Here is an 18,130-nt window from a genome sequence, read left to right as displayed (position 1 = left end):
GGTGGGGCCGAGCCTCAGCGCGGTGTGACCCGATACCGGCGCAGCTGCAGCGCAGGATTCACGCGACGCACGCGCGCGATCGCGTCGGGGTCGATGTGCGCGACGGCCACATCGGTTGCCGTGCCCACCTGAGCGAGCGTGACGCCCTGCGGGTCGAGGATCATCGAATGGCCCACACCGAGGGGCGGCGGGTGATCCGCGGCCGCCACGAAGAACGTGTTCTCGATGGCGCGCGCGGTCAACAACGTCTGCCAGTGGTGCTCTTTCAGCGGCCCCCGCACCCACTCGGCGGGAACCAGCGCCACATCGACCGCCGCGTCGGCGAGCGTGCGCGCCACCTCGGGAAAGCGCAGATCGTAGCAGGTCATGAGGCCGAACCGCAGCCCCCGCACCTCGAACGTCTGGGGAGGAGCGATCTCGCCCGGCTCGACCCAGTCCGACTCGCGCTGGCCGAAGGCGTCGTACAGATGGAGCTTGCGATACACCGACCGGATGCCGTCGGCCCCCACCGCCACGACCGCGTTGCGCACACGGCGACCGTCGTCGGCGTTCTCCACCAGTCCAGCGACGACGACGATGTCGAGCTCGGATGCCAGGGCCGTCAGCGCCCGCACGAAGGGACCGTCGAGGTCTTCGGCGTTCTCGGCGAGAGAGCTGTCGAAGGGGTCCACGAAGTAGCTCGAGTACTCGGGAAACACGACGACGCGGGCTCCGCGGGCTGCGGCCGTGCGGGCAGCATCGGCGATGTCGGCGAGATTGCCCTCGCGAGACGCCGACGGCGCGAACTGCGCGACGGCGATTCCGACGGTGACGTCGCTCATGGAGTGTTCTCCCTCCCCCGGCGCCGTACGAACGCCGGCACCACGATCCACAGTACGAGGATGATCCCCCCGAACACGAAACCCGACGCCAACGCCCCACCGAACCCCACGACCACGTCGAACACGAACGCCACCACACCGACCAGCAGCAGCGACACGAGCGCGAGCGCGCCACGCAGGGCGTTGTGGCCTACGCGCACGAGGTCTGGCTTTACCTGAAGGCGGAACACCGCGCGATGCAGGGCCACCGGGGCCAGGGCGACGACGGCGCTCAGGCCCGCCAAGCAGATCAGCACCAGGTAGAAGACCCGCTGCCCCAGGTCGAGCTCGGAGAACGACGGCTGGAACGCCAGCGCGAGCAGGAAGCCCGTGAGGATCTGCGTGCCCGTCTGCAACACCCGCAGTTCTTGCAGAATCTCGTTCCAGTTGCGGTCCGCACGCTGCGCGGCCGTTTCGGGACGCCCGTCGGCCACATCGTCGATATCGCTGCTCACCGGGCTATTCTCGCGCGACACTCCCGGGTGGTGTGCCAGGATTTGCGGGTTCGTTCATCTGTGGGTAATGTTTTCTCTTGTGCCGCGGGGTGGAGCAGCTCGGTAGCTCGCTGGGCTCATAACCCAGAGGTCGTAGGTTCAAATCCTGCCCCCGCAACAAGAAGAAGGCCCCGGATCGCGAGATCCGGGGCCTTCTGTCATCCGCGATTCACCTGAGTCACGCCGCATTTCACCCTCTACACCCCGCGCGCCATGCGCAGTGATAAATATGCTGGTTGAGTGCCGTCGTTCTCCGTAGATCCCTCGACGCTCCGCGCGACAGCGTCGAAGATCGACGCTGTCGCCGAAACTATTCCGCCGGGCGCCACAGCTGCACGACCGCGAGACGTAGGCCACAACCGCCTCCGCGACGCGATCAACCGGTTCGTCGACGCCACAGAAGGAAACTTGCGGCAGCAGATTACCGAAACCTTCTCAACTGCGGACAGGCTCCGAGATAGCGCCATGGTGTACGAAGACGCGGACGAGAACGCTTCCGGAAGTGTGAAGGCGATCGAGGGCTTCCTCTGATGCTCATCGAGATGTCGAACGATCCAGACGTTCTGATACCTGGTTCTCTGGGAGATATCACGACGTCCGCCGCTTCTTGGCGCGAGCTAGGGAGGCGCGCCAACGATGTGGCCGCCTCGCTTCGGAGGCTCCCCCTGCCAGAAGGGTGGAGCGGGCAAGCATCGCTCGCCTATGAAGCCCACGTCGCCGAGCAGGCGAAGCACTGGGAACTGCTCGCGGAGTCGTTAACGGCCGCCGCCGGGGTCTTGCAGGAGTACAGCTCAACGCTCGCTTGGGCCAAAGATCAGGCGAGGCTCGCCATCGAAAAGTGGAGAGCGGCTTCGGCGGCGGAGGCCGCAAACCCTATTCTTTCTCCAACCACGCAGGCGGATGAATTGCGTCGCGGAGCGTGGGCCATCCTCCAACACGCGGAGGCCGAGTTAAATTCTGGAGGCGAGCGCGCAGCACTCACCTTAGAGATCGCATCGTCGCAGCCCGAGATTCGAGACGAGACGTGGGCACGTATCGCCGCGCCCGTTACGACCCCCCAGGAAGCGCTAGAGCTTACGAAGAGCTTGTCCGGTCCCGAGTTGACCGCCGTTCTCAGCGCCAGGCCAGAGATCGCGGCTTTCCTGCAGCGCGTTGACGCCAGCACGATCCATTCTTGGTGGACGGAATTGGACGGCGCTCAGCACGATGCTCTTGTGGCGACGATTCCCCAAATCATTGGCAATCTCGAAGGCGTTGCTTATGAGGCACGCGACGTCGCAAACCGGAACGTCCTCAACCAGAAGCTGGCCACGGCGCGGGCGGCCCTAGCTCAAGCGGAGCAACCGCTCCCCTGGTTTCCACCACCGACGCAAGGTCAAGTCAACGCTCACGTGATCGCGCTCGATGCTGCGCGAGATCAACTCGCGGCGTTGGAGCAGGTCTCCGACAGCTTGGCAACCGATCCCGCTAGCGGAGTCCCCCGCTCGCTGGTCTCGCTCAGCAGCGACGACCCGCCACTCGCCGCCGTATCGATCGGCAATCTTGATACGGCAACGAACGTTACGTACGCCGTTCCGGGCATGGGGTCTTCGGCACTGCATATGCAGGATTGGGCAGCTTCGGCGCAGAACCTGCAGACCGCACAGATGGTGGTTGATCCTGCACACGAACAGGCCGTCGTGGCGTGGGTCGGATACAAGTCTCCTCCCATCCCCGTGCAGCAGGGCGGCTTAGATGTGCTTGACACCACGCTCGCCGTCGCCGGCGCGAAGAACCTCGATAACGCGCTGGCCGGCTTTCATGCCACACGCGGCGAGGCGGCGCTAAACGTTGTCGCCCACAGCTACGGGACAACCACAGCCAGCATCGCTGTATCTGAGTCGAGCGTTCGCGTGGACTCGTTCGTGTCGCTCGGCAGCGCGGGGCTGCCTCCCGAGATCAACGAGGCGTCCGATTTGAACGCTGCACACGTATTCGCCGGTCAGGCGGTGAATGTTTCGCCTCTCGCCGGAGAACCCGGAGATCAATGGGCTTGGACCGGACGGTTCTTCGGGAATCACCCGGTTGACCCATCCGCGCAGGCGTTCGGTGCCCATCGGTTTGGAGTGGACACTCCTGATAGCGGCCTCACTCCGGTCGACGACCACAACACCAGCTCGCCGACGGGCGGAGGCTATCTGGATGCGCAGACAGAGTCGCTCCGAAACGTCGCCCTGGCGACGACTGGCCAAGGCAACTTGACTTCGGCGTACGTACGCCCATGGTGATGCAGGAGACTCACTTCATGCACACATTCACGCGGCGCGCCGTCTTTGGAGTGGCGGCGGCCCTCGCTGGTGCCGTCATTCTGGTTAGTTGCAGTGCAGGGAAAGGATCAGCCATGACGGCTTTACAGGAACGCGACCGTCTTCTGCAGGTCGTAGACGATACAGCAGCCCAGTTGCCCGGCCGCACATGGGAAGCTGTCGGAGCTTCGCCGGTGGCCGCACCTTGCGGCTCAGACGGCACTGCCGAAACCTCTCACACGATTGCCTCGCAACCCGGCCAAGACCGCCTCGCAGACGCTCGTGTGATTCGGGACTACTGGCTCAGCCTCGGCATGGAGGTTCGGCTGGTCGAGGATCCCATCCCGGTCGTTTACGCGACTGGAGGCCCCGTCCAACGCATGTCATTTGGCACCGGTCCGGCTCTCTATGACATATCCGGAACCTCCCTTTGCGGCGTCGGTGACGCCGCCGAACTCAACGGAGGGATGAACTGAGCGTGATCCGGTTCGATTCGGAACGACTGACCGACCTAGTTCACGTGATGACCTCAGCCGCCGAGGTCATCGATGAGCACCTGAATCAACTGGACACCGAGGAAACTGCCCTCCGCGATCAGTGGACCGGAGATGCTCGCGCTGCTTACGACGCGGCTCGCGCGCGTTGGCTGAATTCGATGCAGGGGCTGACCACCGCCCTCTCTGCGGCGACCCGATCGGCAACGATTGCCGGGCAGATGCTGGAGGACGCCAACCAGAGTGTTTGCGCCAAGTGGGGCTAGGAATCCCCCCCAAGCTCTCAGACTGAGTTCCTCTGCTGGCTCATCGCCGCCGCCGGGGCGGCGATGATGAGAGCCGCCACGAGCATCAACGCCCCCAGGTCTCCCTTGACACTGATCGTGGTCAACCCCGCCAGGGCGAGGGTGACGACGGCCGTCCAGACGAGCACGATGGCAATAACATTCGTCCAGACGCACGACCTGTCTCGAACTGCATGTCTTCGTTTTGCATGAGCCCTCACCTTTGAGATGCGGATAAACGACTTGGACGACCTGCAAACAGGATAAAGGTCCACCCGTCGCCCAATTGGGGGACATTGTGCGGCGTGTCGACTTTCCGGTATACGCAGAACGTCACGAGTCGGTGACCCCGTGACGCACGCACCCCGCGAACGGACGCCGCGCGCCCGAGCTCTAACCCGCAGGAGCCAATCGCCGCCGCCAGCGCAGACCCCGTTACCGGGCGTCCGCCTCCCAGTCCCCCACCCACCAGTCGGCTAACCCCGCCATACGCTCAGCAACCCGTTTGTGGGCGTCACCGGCCCGCCACGTCTCGAATGCGGACCGGTCTACGAAGCTGCCATCTTCGACGATGACCCGCCCCTTGCGAGTGTCGAGCGACATCTCGATGGTCCACAAGGTAACGCCCGGCGCCTTTCCGACCGCGCGCAACTCGTCGATTGCCGCAGACAGGTCCGGGTCCGTGACGTCATCACGGACCCGGAACAACACAACGTGTCGGAACATTTACTCGCGAATGGTGTCGACGTGGTCGCGGTACCACGCGACCGTGCGCTCCATGCCTTCTTCGAGCGAGATGGATGCCGTCCACCCCGCCTCCGCGAGCTTGGAGACGTCCAGCAACTTCTGCGGAGTCCCGTCGGGCTTCGACGTGTCCCATTCGGTCTCGCCGGTGTACCCGGTGACGCGCGCGATCGTCTCGGCGATCTCGCGGATCGTCACGTCGCTGCCGGTGCCGACGTTGACCTGGTCCGGGCCGTCGTAGTGCTCCATGAGATGCAAGCAGGCATCCGCCATGTCATCCGCGTGGAGGAACTCTCGGCGAGGCGTCCCAGTACCCCAGTTCGTGACGCTCGCCGCGCCGGAGTGCGCAGCCTCGTCGTAGCGGCGGATGAGCGCCGGCAGCACGTGCGACCCCTTCGGCGAGAAGTTGTCGTTGGGGCCGTACAGGTTGGTCGGCATCGCGCTGATCCACGGCAGGCCGTACTGACGGCGCACAGCCTGGGTCTGCAGGATGCCGGCGATCTTCGCGATTGCGTACGCGTCATTCGTGGGCTCAAGATGCCCCGTCAGCAGCGAGTCCTCGCGGATCGGCTGCTCCGCGAACTTCGGGTAGATGCAGGACGAGCCGAGGAACAGCACTCGCTCCACGTCGTTGGCGAGGGCGGCGTCGAGCACATTGACCTGAATGCGCATGTTGTCACTCAAGAAGTCCACGGGGTAGGTGGAATTCGCCAGGATGCCGCCCACCTTCGCAGCAGCCAGCACGACGTACTTCGGCTTCGTCTCTCCCATGTAGGCGAAGACCGCGTCGCGGTCCTTCAGGTCGAGCTCAGCCGAGGGCTTCCCCACGATGTTCTCGAACCCCGAGGACTGGAGCTTACGGACGATGGCCGACCCGACGAGCCCGCGGTGACCGGCGACGTAGAACGTCGCGTCGCGGTCGAGCTCGTTCGGGGTGTACTGCACTCCGTCGACGGCAGTGCTCACGCGCGCGCTCCGAGCATGTCGCGGTTGGTCCAAGTCGGAAGCGACACGGTGTCGATCCACTCTGAACCCCGCTCGAGAAGAGTGACGTCGGCGTCGACCATGAGCTTCGCCAACTCGTCTCCGTGCACCGAGGGCACCCAGCCGAGCTTGTCAGCGGCCTTCGTCGGATCGCCGATGAGAGCGTCCACCTCGGTCGGCCGCAGGTATCGCTCGTCGAACTTCACGAACTCGGCCCAGTCGAGGCCGACGTGACCGAACGACACCTCGAGGAAGTCCTTGATCGTGTACCCCACGCCGGTGGCGAGCACGAAGTCCTCGGGAGTGTCGGCCTGCAGCATGCGCCACATGCCTTCGACGTACTCCGCGGCATATCCCCAGTCGCGAATCGAGTCGAGGTTGCCGAGGTAGAGGTCTTTCTGCACGCCGGCCTTGATGCGGGCGACCGCGCGCGTGATCTTGCGCGTCACGAAGGTCTCGCCACGGCGGGGCGACTCGTGGTTGAACAGGATGCCGTTGACCGCGTACATGTCGTACGCCTCGCGGTAGTTCTTTGTGATCCAGTAGCTGTAGAGCTTGGCGGCGGCGTAGGGCGAGCGCGGGTAGAACGGGGTCTCCTCGTTCTGCGGCGGCGGCGTCGCGCCGTACAGCTCCGATGTAGAGGCCTGGTAGAACTTCGTCTGGATGCCGGAGAGTCGCACGGCCTCCAACAGGCGGATGGTTCCGGTGCCGGTCGTGTCGGCGGTGTGCTCCGGCTCATCGAACGAGACGCGCACGTGCGACTGAGCCGCGAGGTTATAGACCTCGTCCGGGTTGATCTCGGACATCAACGTGACGAGACGCGCTCCGTCGGACAGGTCGCCGTAGTGCAGGAAAAGCTTTGCGTTCGGGTCGTGCGAGTCGACGTAGAGGTGGTCGATGCGGTGGGTGTTGAAGGTCGACGCTCGACGGATGAGTCCGTGGACCTCGTACCCCTTGGAGAGGAGGAGCTCGGCGAGGTAGGACCCGTCCTGGCCCGTGATGCCGGTGATGAGTGCGCGCTTGGTCACTGTGTGAGCCCCTGTTTCATGTCGAGACGAGAAGATTGAGAAGATAGCGACGCCGCCGAACGTTCTACCGGCATCCGCTTTGGAAGAATAGTGGACCTCTGTGTCGTCAATTTTCTTCGACGTTACGCGGGCGCAACGCTGCACTTTCGGCGAGCGCTCGCTTCAGTGACGGTTCGGAGAACGAGCCGCTTCCACCCATGTGGGTCCATCGCCCTTCATCCGGAATGTGATGCCACCACGGTGCGCGAGCGAGGACTGCCCCGCGAGATACCAACGCCGCGTTGAAGCTGAACGAACTCGGAGCGGCTACGACCAGTCGAGCAGCCGACAACTCCACGAAGTCACGATCGCGCTCGCCGTTCAGGTGAAGGTGCACGCCGACCAACTCCGACAGCGGGGCGAAAGACTTCGGGTCACCCAGCGAGTACACACGAATGGGTAGCCGGCTGAGCTCGTCCACAGTCCTGATACGAACGATGAGATCCGCGTACCACTCGCTGGTGAGCCACCGATCCGGATGAGTATTCGGGCCGATCTCGTTCTCGCGGGCGGGCCGTCGAACGTGCACGGCGACGTAATCCTCTCCGGCCTCGAGGCGCCGCAGCTCGTCTCCGAGCGACCCGGCCAACACGGCAGAGCGCAGCACGTCCGAGGCGGGGGTGTGATCGAAACGCGGGTGATCGAGAGGGAGGCGGAACTCGATCGCCGTGGCCGGCCGCTTCTTTCGTGCACGGTCCACGTGCGATCGCAGAATGCCCACAGAAGTGTCGTCTCGCTCATCCTCGGTCGCGGGGAGCCGGACGATCGCACGCTTGCGCACCTCGACAGACCCCGCGTCCGGCGCGAGGGCGAAAACGCCGTCGGTGTCTTCCGGCAGCACGGAGCCGACGTAGTCGAGATCCAGATCCCGCGCCCACAAGTAGCCCGACATCCATCCCGACGCCTGATGGCCCAGAAGCGCGTAGGGGTGGAGTTCCACCGTGAGGATGTCCCCTGGACGCCGCACGGAAGTCGACGGGACGCCGCGCGCCGAGGCACGCGCCCAGTAACGTTGTTGGAAGCGCTTCTGAACCTTGTTCTGAAAGCGACGAGCGCGCAGGCGGAAACGAAGTGGAATGGTTCGGAAAGGGCGGAGGGCCAATTCGGCTCCTGTCTTCAGGTTTCGACGTCCAGCGCGATGTCTAGACATTCGTTAGTTTAAGGGGAGTCATCGTTGGGCGTAGGACGGACGTTGGCTCACGGCGCTGCATGGACATATGGGTCACAACTTGTGATCGTTGTGTTGCAATTCGGTTACGCGAGTATCACCACGCGAGCACTAAATGATGACGCGTTCGGAGCGTACGCCGTCGCTCTGTCGGTAACAGGCTTTGTCGCCCTCCTTTCGACGGGCGGAATCGGCCAGTCCGTCGGAAGGATGATTGAACTGGACTCGAAACGTTTGCGCGGTTTGATGACGTACGCCACCGGACTCGGCGTGATAGCAGCAGCGGTTGTGTGGCTCACCGCCCCCTTGTGGACCGTCCTCTGGGACGCACCGGCCGCTCTCGGACCGATTCAGTGGTTTGCCGTCAGCGCCGGATTCGCCCCCCTCGTCGGCTTCGCGACAGGCTACGTGCGCCGAATCGGCAGGTTTCGCCAACTCGCGATCTTCACGCTCGTGGCAAACGTGCTGGGTATGGCGATCGGGGTGGCGGCGGTCCTCGCGTGGGACAACGCTGAAGCGCTCCTCGTCTTTCCCCTCGTTGCGCAGCTCGCGACCCTCATCGGCGCGCTCATGTTGAGCGATCGACGACACCTCGGTTTCGGGAGCATCGCGTCAGCACGCGGTGACGTGGCATTCAGTTGGCGCGTGACCGTCGCGTCGCTCCTGTCCTATGGAATCGGAAACATCGTCAAGATCGGCACGTCCCGGGTGCTCGGCCCCGATTACATCGGTCAGTGGAATCGCGCCGATGTTCTTTCCGCCGTACCGTTTCAGCAGGTGCAAGCCGCTCTTATCCCCGTGATCTATCCAGAGTTCCGACACGACCTGAGTGGCAGCGAGCGCACACGGGCGGTGTGGACGGACATGCTGTCTCTCGTCGCATGGGTGGTCGTGCCGACCGCAGGCATCGCCGCGGTCATCATCCCGGCCGTGCTTCCCGTGCTCTTCGGGTCCGGATGGGGCGTCGCGGTCGCAATCTCTCCTGTAATCTGTGTCGCTGCCGCGATCCAGGTTGTGAGCACCCTCCTCGCGAGCGCGGTCGAAGCTCTCGGGAAATTCAGATGGATCTGGTGGACGCAGGGTCTTCTCCTGCTCATCCAGCTTCTGGCAGTTCTCGCGATCTCGCTGTCCCAGTCGATCGTGCCGGCCATGATCGCGCTCGTCGCGACGATGCTGGCTCAGCACATCGTGTACGTCTGCCTCTGTGTGAAGGACGACTACCTCGACGGGCGCAGTCTCCTCACCACGTACGGGATCGTGACCCTCGCCTCCGTGCTCGCCTACTTCATGACCCAGGGCCTTCTCTGGATGAGCACGTCGCTGTTCACGCTCGCACCGGTCGCTTCGCTGCTGACGCTGATTCCCGTCGCGGCGCTCGTCGTCGTTCTGTGGGCCTTCCGATGGAAGCTCACGCCGGTGAAGATCGCCCGAAAGTACGGACTGCTCCGCGGTTGAGGAGCGAGGGTGCTGGTTGCTCCGTCGCGGCCTCCGGCAGCGCGCGCTGTCCGCGAAGAACGGCCGGCCTCGTGTCTCGAACGCTTTCTCGGTGCGCCGAGTAGAGAACCAGGCCCAACCACGGGGCGATATACCACGGCAGGTGATAGAACCACGCGTAGGCACATATCGCCATCAGCACCGCAAGTGATGCTCTCGAGACCCGCAGAACACGAATGAACGTGTAAGCGATGACCCCCGCAACGAACAAGAGACCGACCAAGCCGATACGCAAGTACAGAACGACGTACCAATTGTGCGGATTGAAGTCGATGAAGCCACCGTTCACAACTCGTCCCCACCCGGCTCCGAAGCTAGCCCCGAAGATGACGGTTTGCGGGCCTTGTTGAATGGACTGATCGATCAGTTCCGTCCATGAACCTTCTCGGGCATTCAGAGTCCCATCGCTGCTGAGAGCATGACTCACGGTGTCACCGAAGGCGGCCAGGACACCGAAAGCGATGAGACACGTCAGGACGACACCGGCATAGAACGCGAGAAAGACCGTCGAAGCAAGGGCGCGCCCTCGCAGTGACACCGCGACCACCAGGAGACTGAGCACCGCCGCCACCCAGATCGATCGGTGCATGCACAGGATCGACATGGCGACGAAAACGTAACCGACGAGCAAGTCAGACACGCGTATCGCTCCGCTTGTGAGGATGAGCGAAAGCCCACAACACAGGAGAACGAGCGCCTGTCCGGATACAAGAGGGCGCCCCGTCTGCAGGACTCCGGTCGCCGCGGTCACGAAGCTGTCAGCGCCGCCCCACCCGTACACGATGACGTGGATCACCGCGAAAGCGCAGAGCACAGAGCCACTGTGCAAGAAGAGTCTTCGTAGGGATGCTGACGACTGCGACCAGTCTCTCGAAAGCGTCCAGGCGGTCGCCGCAACCAGCCAGATCGTCGACCGCGCCTCGTTGAACGCCTGAGTACCGTCATGCACCAGACCACTCGCCAACGACATCGACAGGCAGAACACGATCAGCCCGAGGAAGGGCCCCACTCGCACAAGGTTCTTCGACATCTGTCGAAAGGACGTCAGGGCGGAAACGAGAAGCGCGATCGAAATGAAATCTTCCGACTTGATCTGCACTCCGGCGACACTGACCAACGACGGACTGTCGGGGAGTTCCCACGCGATGACCGCGAATGCCGCGATGAGATACAACCCGACGATCTGCCAGCGCTGTATCAGCGCCACGAGCGCCCAGACACACACGCCACCGAAGGCGAGCGCGCCCACAGCGATGAGAAAAATCATCCGTCTCCTCCGGAGAGTGCCCGTGAGACGCTCACAGGATCCTGCCTCGACCCTACGCGTGAGTCACATCTCGTCAAGAGCATCGACGCGCACCTCCCGCAACGGCTCGTATGAGCTCTGGTCGATCCCGGCACCGCCACGATTGAGCATTCGCACGAGCTGGTCGTCCTGCCGGAAGTGTCGATGTGCAAACTCCCACGCGGCAGCCTCCCGTTCGATCCGCTCATCGGCGTCGACGTTCGTCAGGTACTGCTCGATCCTGTCGCCGAGCGCGACCATGTTTTCGGACATCAGCAGGAACGGTTCGGCACCGGCGAAGATCTGGTTGAAACCGGGGTGAGCGGTGGTCGCGTGCACGCTGCCCGTCGCTAGCGAGGTGGGCAAGCGGTCGGAGAAATACTTCGGCTCACGAGCGAAATGATCCCAGTTTGCCGACACCCAGCCGGAACGTATCGCGGAAGATTGGTCGGAGTATGCGACGGTGCCCTGGGCGCTTTGCCCCGTCCACCCGCCACCGAAGATCGCGAAACGAGAGCCGAATCGCTTCTCCATGTAGTTCACGAATCGGATGCGATCACGCCAGTTCGGAAGTCCCCGAAACCGCGGGCGATTCCTATTCGCCACCATGACGATGTCGAAATCACGATGGCGGTTCGCGGGAGGCCTCCCGCGACCGAATCGCTCCGGGTCGAAGATGCTCGGCTCCCATTGGACGTCAGACGCGCCCGCTCGTTCGAAGTTCCTCGCGAACGTCCCGGTCCCCACGGTGAAGACCGAATCGGCTACTGCACCCGCTTCGCGCGCCTCTCGGGGCAGAGCGTGCACGAACCGGGAATAGGGATCCGCCTCGTGGTAGATGAGAGCGTCACAACTCTCCCTCAACTCCTTCAACTCGTCGCGGGTAATACCGGTTCCACCGAGATGCTGCATGAGAATGATGTCGGGCCGGTAGTCCGCCGCCAGCTCGACGAGCTCTCTTCGCTGTGATGCACCGGCCATTCCTTCACGGATCCGCCACAAGAGGCTGAAGATCCTGACATCGGATATACAGCCCCCTGATCGCAATCTAGAGAAAGTCGTTCGAATACCCGATTGACGCGCTGAACCATGCTCGTTCGGCACATACAAAATTCGCGCGCCCATCTTTCCTCCCGTGACGGCACCGTCTGTTCGTATCAGGCGGCTGCCGCCGCAATCGTGCGTCGATATTTCTCGAGGTAGATGTCCGCGATCACATCGGCGCCGAACCTCTCCTCGACCATCCGCGCCCCATCGAACCCCTCCGCCGAGGCCCGCTCCGGCGTGGAGATCGCGAGAACCAGCGCATCCGCCACGGCCTGGGGAGAGCGAACATCCGTGAGAATCCCCGCTGCCCCGTCGAACAGCGTCCATCGGACGGCGCCGGAGTCGCGACCGGCGACGACAGGCAGCCCCTCCCGCACGGCCTCCAACAGCACGAGGCCCTGCGACTCCTCGAGTGACGTATGGCAGAAGACAGTTGCGCGTGCGTACTCGCTCGCGACGTCGTCACGCCCCCGGCGACCCACGAACACGACCCCTGACGCAGGCGAATCCCTCGTCCACGTACGAGCCATCTCGTCATCGGGACCCAATCCGTTGCCGACCAGTCGCAATTCGGCGTTCGGGTAGCGGGACCGGACGATGAGAAATGCCCGCAGAAGAGTCATGACGTTCTTGCGCCGAGAACTGTCCGAGACGCTCAAGATGACAGGGCCCGCGACCGACGCGGCACCTCCCTGCGAGTGGTGGATGGAAGCCGACACAGGATTGGGAATCACGTCGATGGGGTTTTGAAAGAACATCTCGCGCCGCCACCGCTCGGCAAGATACGGAGATACGGCCGTGAGAGTCGGCCGTTTGAGCCGCGTCATCGATGCCATCAACGCCCGAACGAAACGATAGGCATCGGGCATATGCCTGAGCACCGTGAAAGGCGCGTCGTGTGCGGTGATCACCGTCGGTCGATCTCTGGTCTTTAGCGCGCCTAGAGCGAACTCGTACGTCCAATGCGCGTGCACCACGTCAGCGCGTATCCCCGACAGAGCACGAGCCACCCCTGCCCGTTCCACGGCAAACATGTCGAGCGCACGATCGCGAGCTCTCGGACGAGAAGGCGCGAGGAGTACCGAGACGTCTCGACCCTCATAACGGGTCACTCGATCTATGTCGGACGACGTCGTGACGAGGGACACCTGATGCCCGCGGTTCAGGAACGCTTCCGCCAAGGTGGGCAAGAGGGGGAACGGATAGCCAACGTGCCGCAAAGCCCCTCGAGCCTCGCCTTCGAGGCGACCTTCGAGCATGTCGAGGGAAGCCGGTCCGCAGAGAGCGATGTGCAAGCTCACTCGCCCACTTTCCCTACCGGCATGCACGGGTTACCGGCTGCAATGGTGTTGGGCGCGATGTCTTTGCTAACGACGCTGCCCGCGCCGATGACCGAACCACGACCGATCGTCACGCCCTTCAGCACGATCGACCGCGCCCCGATGAACACGTCGTCCTCGATCGTCACGGCGTGGTGCGGCTCGGCCGCCGGCAAACCGAGATGGCGTCGAGAGCTGCCCTCTTGTGGGCGAACAATATGATGGTCGGAATCCGTGATGATGCACCCCGATCCGATGAGGACTCGTGCACCGATGGACACATCGATCACCGCGCTGATCGTGGAACTCGTGATCCCCGTTTCCGGACCTATCGTGATTCGCGCCGATGGCGAGAGGCTCTTGATGATCACGGGACCGCGCGCTTCGAGCGAATTCTTCGAGACGACGGAGTTCAAAACGACATGATCGCCGATGGAAACAGTGCTTGGCTTATCGATGTTGATGATCAAGCGGCCCGTGATGACGACGGTCCTCGAGACTGCCGCACCGGCTCGTCGCGCAAGAGCGCGGGCGACCTCTCGTCGAGCCTCTCGCAGGCCTCTCGAGAGTGGACGAAGCACACGACGCAGCCTTTCGTCAGTCAACAACTGCTCGCCATTCGAACGTCTCTGCTCTCTTCATTTCGTTTCACCCCCACCGTCGCCGACCCTCCTCCGAATATTCTTCGCACACCACGTCGCGTACGTCACCGGCAGCCAGACAAACCATGACGCCGGCGAAGTCTTACGGAGGAAACGGGAGAGCGACGCAGGATTGCCGCCACCTTTCGGCCCTACGAATCGCTTCCACTCGGTGATGATCGACAGGCCCCGCGGCGACTCGTTCCGGGGACACGTGCCGAGGGTCCCAGGCATCAGCAGAACGTCGATCCCCCTCTTGCGGCAGCGGAGACCGTAGTCGATGTCGGCCAGGGCGTGCGAATACTCCCCATCGATCCCGCCGACCTCTCTCGCGACCGCGACGGGCACGACGACGAAATTGCCGTTGAAAGTGTCGACGTCGACGACGACGTCACGAGGGGCGAGCGCCTGGTACCTGAGCGGATGACGACCCGCACTTGTCATCCCGGAGTACGTCATCTCGCCGCTGCCCGGATCACGCATGGCACCGACCAACACGGCGCGCGGTCGTTCCGCATGTATCCGCAAGCTGGTGGTGAGAGCGCCCGAGTCGAGAACCACGTCGTCGTTCAGCCACACGATGAGGTCGTGCGCCGAGACGTCCACACGTTCCAAGAGGACGCTCTCGGCCATCGCCATGCTCTTGGCCCAGAACGCCGTTCCGTCTCCGGTGACGATAGTTGCGACAGGAAGGATTTCTCGCACCGCCTCCGCGGTGCCGTCGGTCGACCCGTCGTCGAAGACCGTGACGGACAAGGACACTTCTGCATCCGATGCCGCCTGTACCAAGGAGCGCAATGACCGGACCGTGAGCGGGCGCCGGTTATGGCAGGCGAGAATCGCATGCACGGAAGGTGTTCGTTGCGAATCTGTTGCGGGATGCTGTGTCATTCTCGGTTCTTGCCGTCCTGCAGACCGGATGGAACGCGCGTCCCGCGTATCCACTCCTCGATGCCGTCGACGTATCGCTCTGCCATCTTCTCGACCGAGTATGTTCGCGCGGATCCGAGTAGGTCCTGTTTCAAGCGTTCCCTCATCGAGTGGTCCGTGAGCATCCTTAGCACCCCGTCCGCGTATATGTCGATCGAGTCCTCAGTCACGATCGCGTTGACATCGGGAATGAGGTACTCGAACTCCGGCGCGTGCCACGGCCAGTCCGTCGTCACGATCGGCACTCCGGCAGCGAAGCTGTCGACGGCGACGAGACCGACTCGGCCCGGGACCAGCATGGCCTGGGAAAGCGCGAGAGCGGTCCACTTCTTCTTGCCGTGAACCGGCCCGAGGTAGACGCACCACGAATGATCCGCTGCGAACGCCGCCACGTCGGACTCCCGCTCACCGGAACCTGCGATCAGAAGACGGAACTCCGGCACCTTCGCATGGACGGCGGCGGCGCTCTCGAGCAGAAAATTCAGCCGCTTCGACTCATCGAGCCCTCCGATGTAGAGGGCCGTCGCATCGGTCAGGCCGTGTTGCGCAGCGAACTCCGCCTTCTCGTCCTCGGTCACGTTCCTCATGCCCTCCAAGAGCTCCGAAGTGTCGACCGCGTTTTCCAGCACTGTAACCCTTTCCCCCGGGTACCCTTCGGCGATCACAGCTTTCTTCCCGCCCTCTGTATAGGCAAAGAACCAATCGGCGCGGGACGTCAGCCACGATCGAAGCCGCTCGCTCAGCGCACCGACATCCTGGGTGTAATCACGACCGTGTCCCCACAGCGCAACCGGAAACCGTCGTCGTCGTCGACCGAGCAGCACGTACGCATCGAGGTTGCGACGGGCCTGCTCCAACACGACGAAGTCGGCGTCGGCCAGCACGCGGGCCAGCTTGCGCACGGTCAGTCGTCTGCCGGCGAGGTTCAGCTCACGTTGCGGGATGGAACGTTGACCCGATACGTCCACGCCATCCGACCGGGCGGCGAGGGTTCCGGACGGTTTTCCCGCCGCGATGATGATCTCGATCCCACGAGCGCGTCCGCTCTCCGCCATCTGATTGAAGAGCGGCGCACGATAATGAGGAATGTACTCCTGGACTATGACGACTCTTGTCACTTACTGTCCCTCCCCGCGCAAGAGCGTCGCCCAGCGCTCGCCAAAGACGCTGACAGAAAAGTCGCGGCTGAAGCGCTCCGAAGCCTCCCGCGACATGCCGAGTAGCAGTTCTTCGTCTTCGAGAAGCCGCAGGACGCCTTCCTTCATCCCTTCGACATCGTCCGTCGCGTACACGAGGCCGGTAACGCCATCGCTGACAATGTCTTTGATGCCGCCCACGTCGAAGGCTACGACGGGCGTGCCAACCGCCATTGCCTCCAGGATGGTCAGCGGTTGAGCCTCGAAGGCGTAGGTGCTAGGAAATACGAGCACTGATGCGCTCGCTAATAGATCCCACTTCTTGTGCTGATCGGTGATCGCCCCCAGGAAATCTACTCGTGACGCCAGTCCGTTGTTGGCGGCCTCTGATACGAGCATCGCCTGGAAGTCATCGTCGACCGGTGCCCCTGCAATGACGAACTGTGTTTCAGGGCGATTTTCGGAGAGGGCCCTTGCCACCTGCAGAAAAGTTCCGGCGCCTTTTTCTGGAATAAGATTCGAGAAGTACAGCACGGGGCCAGAGAAAGCAGACTGCAGTCCGACCGGAGGGCTTACAGCGTTGGGTATCGAAAGCACAGGAGCGGAGACGAACGGTCGAACGTCTGCACATAGCGTCTCACCCAGACACACAACCACGTCGCCGCTACGGAGAAGCATCTTCACGAAGAAGCCATAGACACGCGATCGCCCCGCGAGATCCGAAAATCCGCGAGTGTGCAAGTAAATTATAGTTTTCGCACGAAGAGTTCGCAGAACACAACTCAACGCAACATCGACCCAAAAAGAGAAAGTCCGGTTCGTGACGAAAAAGATGACAACTCCAGGCTTGAGCGACAAGATTCGCCCCGCGAGTCGTCCCGGCATCATCGTTGCCGAGAAAAGTTTTCGAAACGAGAATTTGCCGACTTCAGAAACCGCCCTACTAAAACGGCGTTCGACAATATCGAGGGCGAAGCCGCGGTCCCGAAGTACCTGCATGAGTGTCCGCGTCATGAGCGTCGATCCGTGCAGGGGCGGCGGGAGCTGACTGATCACGAGAACCTTCTTGTCTCTCGCATCACGCATGCGGTCACTCACCCTTGCTCCGGAGCGGACGCAGGAGAAGGTGTTTAGTGGACACGATCAAGAACCGAATGTTTCCATATAGGTATCTTCGACCGAGTCGCCGAGGCTCCGACAGCAGACGATAAAGCCACTCGAACCCGGAGTTCTGGACGAAACGAGGAGCCTCAGGGATCGTCTGCGCGACAAAGTCGAAGGCTGCGCCCACGTTTAACACCGGAACACTTACGAATTTCGCTATCTCCGTACCAACGAAATCCTGTTTCGGCGTCCCCAAACCTACCCAAATAATATCGGACTCGACACGACCCACTTCTTCGATACAGGTCTTGATGTATGCCTCGTCGAGGGGCGCGAAAGGCGGCGAGAAAACCCCAGATACGCGAGCGGCCGGGTACTCGACAGCCATCCGATGCTGTAGCGCCTCCAGCATTCGAGGAGAACCTCCCAGCAGAAAATGGCGCAACGGCTCGCGCGAACTGTCTCTCAGGACCTCGCGAAAAACCGACGGCCCCCTCACCCGACGAGCTGCCCCCTGGGTGGCGCGCATAAACCATACGACGGGCGTACCGTCGGGAAAGTTGAGGCAGCCCGGCTGCACGAGCAGACGCTTATATGCCGGGTCCTCACTCGCGAGGGCCACGTTCCAAGCATTGGCGAAACGGACGTTCATGCCACCGCGTCTCGACAATGCGCGGTCGACGATCCACCCGACGGTCCGCTGCGGATCTGCGACAGCGAAAGGGATGCCTCCAACGTCGACCAGACCGAAATCGGACCGATCAAGAGACCCGCCCTGCCACTCAGGCACGGTG

At 62.9% G+C, this 18,130-nt stretch carries 20 protein-coding genes and 1 tRNA gene; 6 read left to right on the top strand and 15 right to left on the bottom strand.

The genetic code is table 11. The features are described 5' to 3' along the window. Positions 1-14: 14 nt before the first annotated feature. Together OVA17_RS13065 and OVA17_RS13060 are read right to left on the bottom strand one after the other, a co-directional pair. Positions 15-821 (bottom strand): carbon-nitrogen hydrolase family protein, encoded by an 807-nt coding sequence (locus OVA17_RS13065; protein ID WP_267786991.1) that lies wholly within the window; start codon positions 819-821, stop codon positions 15-17. After that, positions 818-1,315, bottom strand: coding sequence for a DUF6328 family protein (locus OVA17_RS13060; protein WP_267786990.1), 498 nt, complete (start codon positions 1,313-1,315; stop codon positions 818-820). Before OVA17_RS13060 ends, OVA17_RS13065 begins: the two co-directional genes overlap by 4 nt. Before the next feature lie 83 nt (positions 1,316-1,398). Between OVA17_RS13060 and OVA17_RS13055 the strand changes: the two genes are divergently transcribed. The 5 genes from OVA17_RS13055 to OVA17_RS13035 all read left to right on the top strand — a co-directional run bounded on the left by OVA17_RS13055 (position 1,399) and on the right by OVA17_RS13035 (position 4,399). Then, positions 1,399-1,472, top strand: a tRNA-Met gene (locus OVA17_RS13055). A 122-nt stretch (positions 1,473-1,594) separates the two neighbouring features. After that, on the top strand, positions 1,595-1,885 hold the full coding sequence (locus OVA17_RS13050; protein ID WP_267786988.1) for a type VII secretion target: 291 nt from the start codon (positions 1,595-1,597) through the stop codon (positions 1,883-1,885). Beyond that, the gene (locus tag OVA17_RS13045) at positions 1,885-3,621 is read left to right on the top strand and encodes an alpha/beta hydrolase (RefSeq protein ID WP_267786987.1); all 1,737 of its coding nucleotides are present in this window, start codon (positions 1,885-1,887) and stop codon (positions 3,619-3,621) included. Before OVA17_RS13050 ends, OVA17_RS13045 begins: the two co-directional genes overlap by 1 nt. Before the next feature lie 17 nt (positions 3,622-3,638). Next, complete coding sequence (locus tag OVA17_RS13040; protein WP_267786986.1) at positions 3,639-4,115, top strand: hypothetical protein; 477 nt, start codon at positions 3,639-3,641, stop codon at positions 4,113-4,115. Positions 4,116-4,117: 2 nt separating this feature from the next. Next, the gene (locus tag OVA17_RS13035) at positions 4,118-4,399 is read left to right on the top strand and encodes a WXG100 family type VII secretion target (protein ID WP_267786985.1); all 282 of its coding nucleotides are present in this window, start codon (positions 4,118-4,120) and stop codon (positions 4,397-4,399) included. Between the two features lie 17 nt (positions 4,400-4,416). Here OVA17_RS13035 and OVA17_RS13030 read toward each other — a convergent pair whose 3' ends face one another. The 5 genes from OVA17_RS13030 to OVA17_RS13010 form a co-directional block, all read right to left on the bottom strand. Continuing rightward, positions 4,417-4,566, bottom strand: coding sequence for a hypothetical protein (locus OVA17_RS13030; protein WP_267786984.1), 150 nt, complete (start codon positions 4,564-4,566; stop codon positions 4,417-4,419). A 286-nt stretch (positions 4,567-4,852) separates the two neighbouring features. Beyond that, positions 4,853-5,143, bottom strand: coding sequence for a Dabb family protein (locus tag OVA17_RS13025; protein WP_267786982.1), 291 nt, complete (start codon positions 5,141-5,143; stop codon positions 4,853-4,855). Then, positions 5,144-6,127: a GDP-L-fucose synthase family protein gene (locus tag OVA17_RS13020; protein WP_267786981.1), complete on the bottom strand. Its 984-nt coding sequence runs from the start codon at positions 6,125-6,127 to the stop codon at positions 5,144-5,146. Then, positions 6,124-7,173, bottom strand: coding sequence for a GDP-mannose 4,6-dehydratase (gene gmd, locus OVA17_RS13015; RefSeq protein ID WP_267786979.1), 1,050 nt, complete (start codon positions 7,171-7,173; stop codon positions 6,124-6,126). Before gmd ends, OVA17_RS13020 begins: the two co-directional genes overlap by 4 nt. 106 nt (positions 7,174-7,279) lie before the next feature. After that, positions 7,280-8,314: a hypothetical protein gene (locus OVA17_RS13010; protein WP_267786978.1), complete on the bottom strand. Its 1,035-nt coding sequence runs from the start codon at positions 8,312-8,314 to the stop codon at positions 7,280-7,282. A gap of 90 nt (positions 8,315-8,404) precedes the next feature. On the opposite strand from OVA17_RS13010, the gene OVA17_RS13005 reads away from it, so the two are divergent. Beyond that, a complete protein-coding gene (locus OVA17_RS13005) occupies positions 8,405-9,835 on the top strand; it encodes an oligosaccharide flippase family protein (protein WP_267786977.1) in 1,431 nt (476 codons plus the stop codon). Here OVA17_RS13005 and OVA17_RS13000 read toward each other — a convergent pair. The 8 genes from OVA17_RS13000 to OVA17_RS12965 form a co-directional block, all read right to left on the bottom strand. Then, positions 9,789-11,141, bottom strand: a complete 1,353-nt coding sequence (locus tag OVA17_RS13000) for an O-antigen ligase family protein (RefSeq protein ID WP_267786976.1) — start codon at positions 11,139-11,141, stop codon at positions 9,789-9,791. The genes OVA17_RS13005 and OVA17_RS13000 overlap by 47 nt on opposite strands. A gap of 63 nt (positions 11,142-11,204) precedes the next feature. Further along, positions 11,205-12,284 carry a glycosyltransferase family protein gene (locus tag OVA17_RS12995; protein ID WP_267786975.1) on the bottom strand — a complete coding sequence of 360 codons (1,080 nt, stop codon included), beginning with the start codon at positions 12,282-12,284 and terminating at the stop codon, positions 11,205-11,207. Between the two features lie 32 nt (positions 12,285-12,316). Further along, complete coding sequence (locus OVA17_RS12990; RefSeq protein ID WP_267786974.1) at positions 12,317-13,507, bottom strand: glycosyltransferase family 4 protein; 1,191 nt, start codon at positions 13,505-13,507, stop codon at positions 12,317-12,319. Beyond that, positions 13,504-13,995 carry an acyltransferase gene (locus tag OVA17_RS12985; RefSeq protein WP_267786972.1) on the bottom strand — a complete coding sequence of 164 codons (492 nt, stop codon included), beginning with the start codon at positions 13,993-13,995 and terminating at the stop codon, positions 13,504-13,506. The genes OVA17_RS12990 and OVA17_RS12985 overlap by 4 nt, the downstream gene beginning before the upstream one ends. A 168-nt stretch (positions 13,996-14,163) precedes the next feature. After that, entirely contained in the window at positions 14,164-15,057 is an 894-nt protein-coding gene (locus tag OVA17_RS12980) for a glycosyltransferase family 2 protein (protein WP_267786970.1), read from the bottom strand. Next, on the bottom strand, positions 15,054-16,214 hold the full coding sequence (locus OVA17_RS12975; RefSeq protein ID WP_267786968.1) for a glycosyltransferase family 4 protein: 1,161 nt from the start codon (positions 16,212-16,214) through the stop codon (positions 15,054-15,056). The genes OVA17_RS12980 and OVA17_RS12975 overlap by 4 nt, the downstream gene beginning before the upstream one ends. Continuing rightward, positions 16,215-17,288, bottom strand: a complete 1,074-nt coding sequence (locus OVA17_RS12970; RefSeq protein ID WP_267786966.1) for a glycosyltransferase family 4 protein — start codon at positions 17,286-17,288, stop codon at positions 16,215-16,217. It abuts the gene before it with no gap. 34 nt (positions 17,289-17,322) lie between these two features. Next, positions 17,323-18,126, bottom strand: coding sequence for a WecB/TagA/CpsF family glycosyltransferase (locus OVA17_RS12965; RefSeq protein WP_267786965.1), 804 nt, complete (start codon positions 18,124-18,126; stop codon positions 17,323-17,325). Between the last annotated feature and the right edge of the window lie 4 nt (positions 18,127-18,130).

It is taken from the genome of Microbacterium sp. SL75, from assembly GCF_026625865.1.
Classification (GTDB): domain Bacteria; phylum Actinomycetota; class Actinomycetes; order Actinomycetales; family Microbacteriaceae; genus Microbacterium.
Note: the sequence above shows the minus strand (reverse complement) of the source record. Positions and strands in the feature narration are given on the sequence as shown.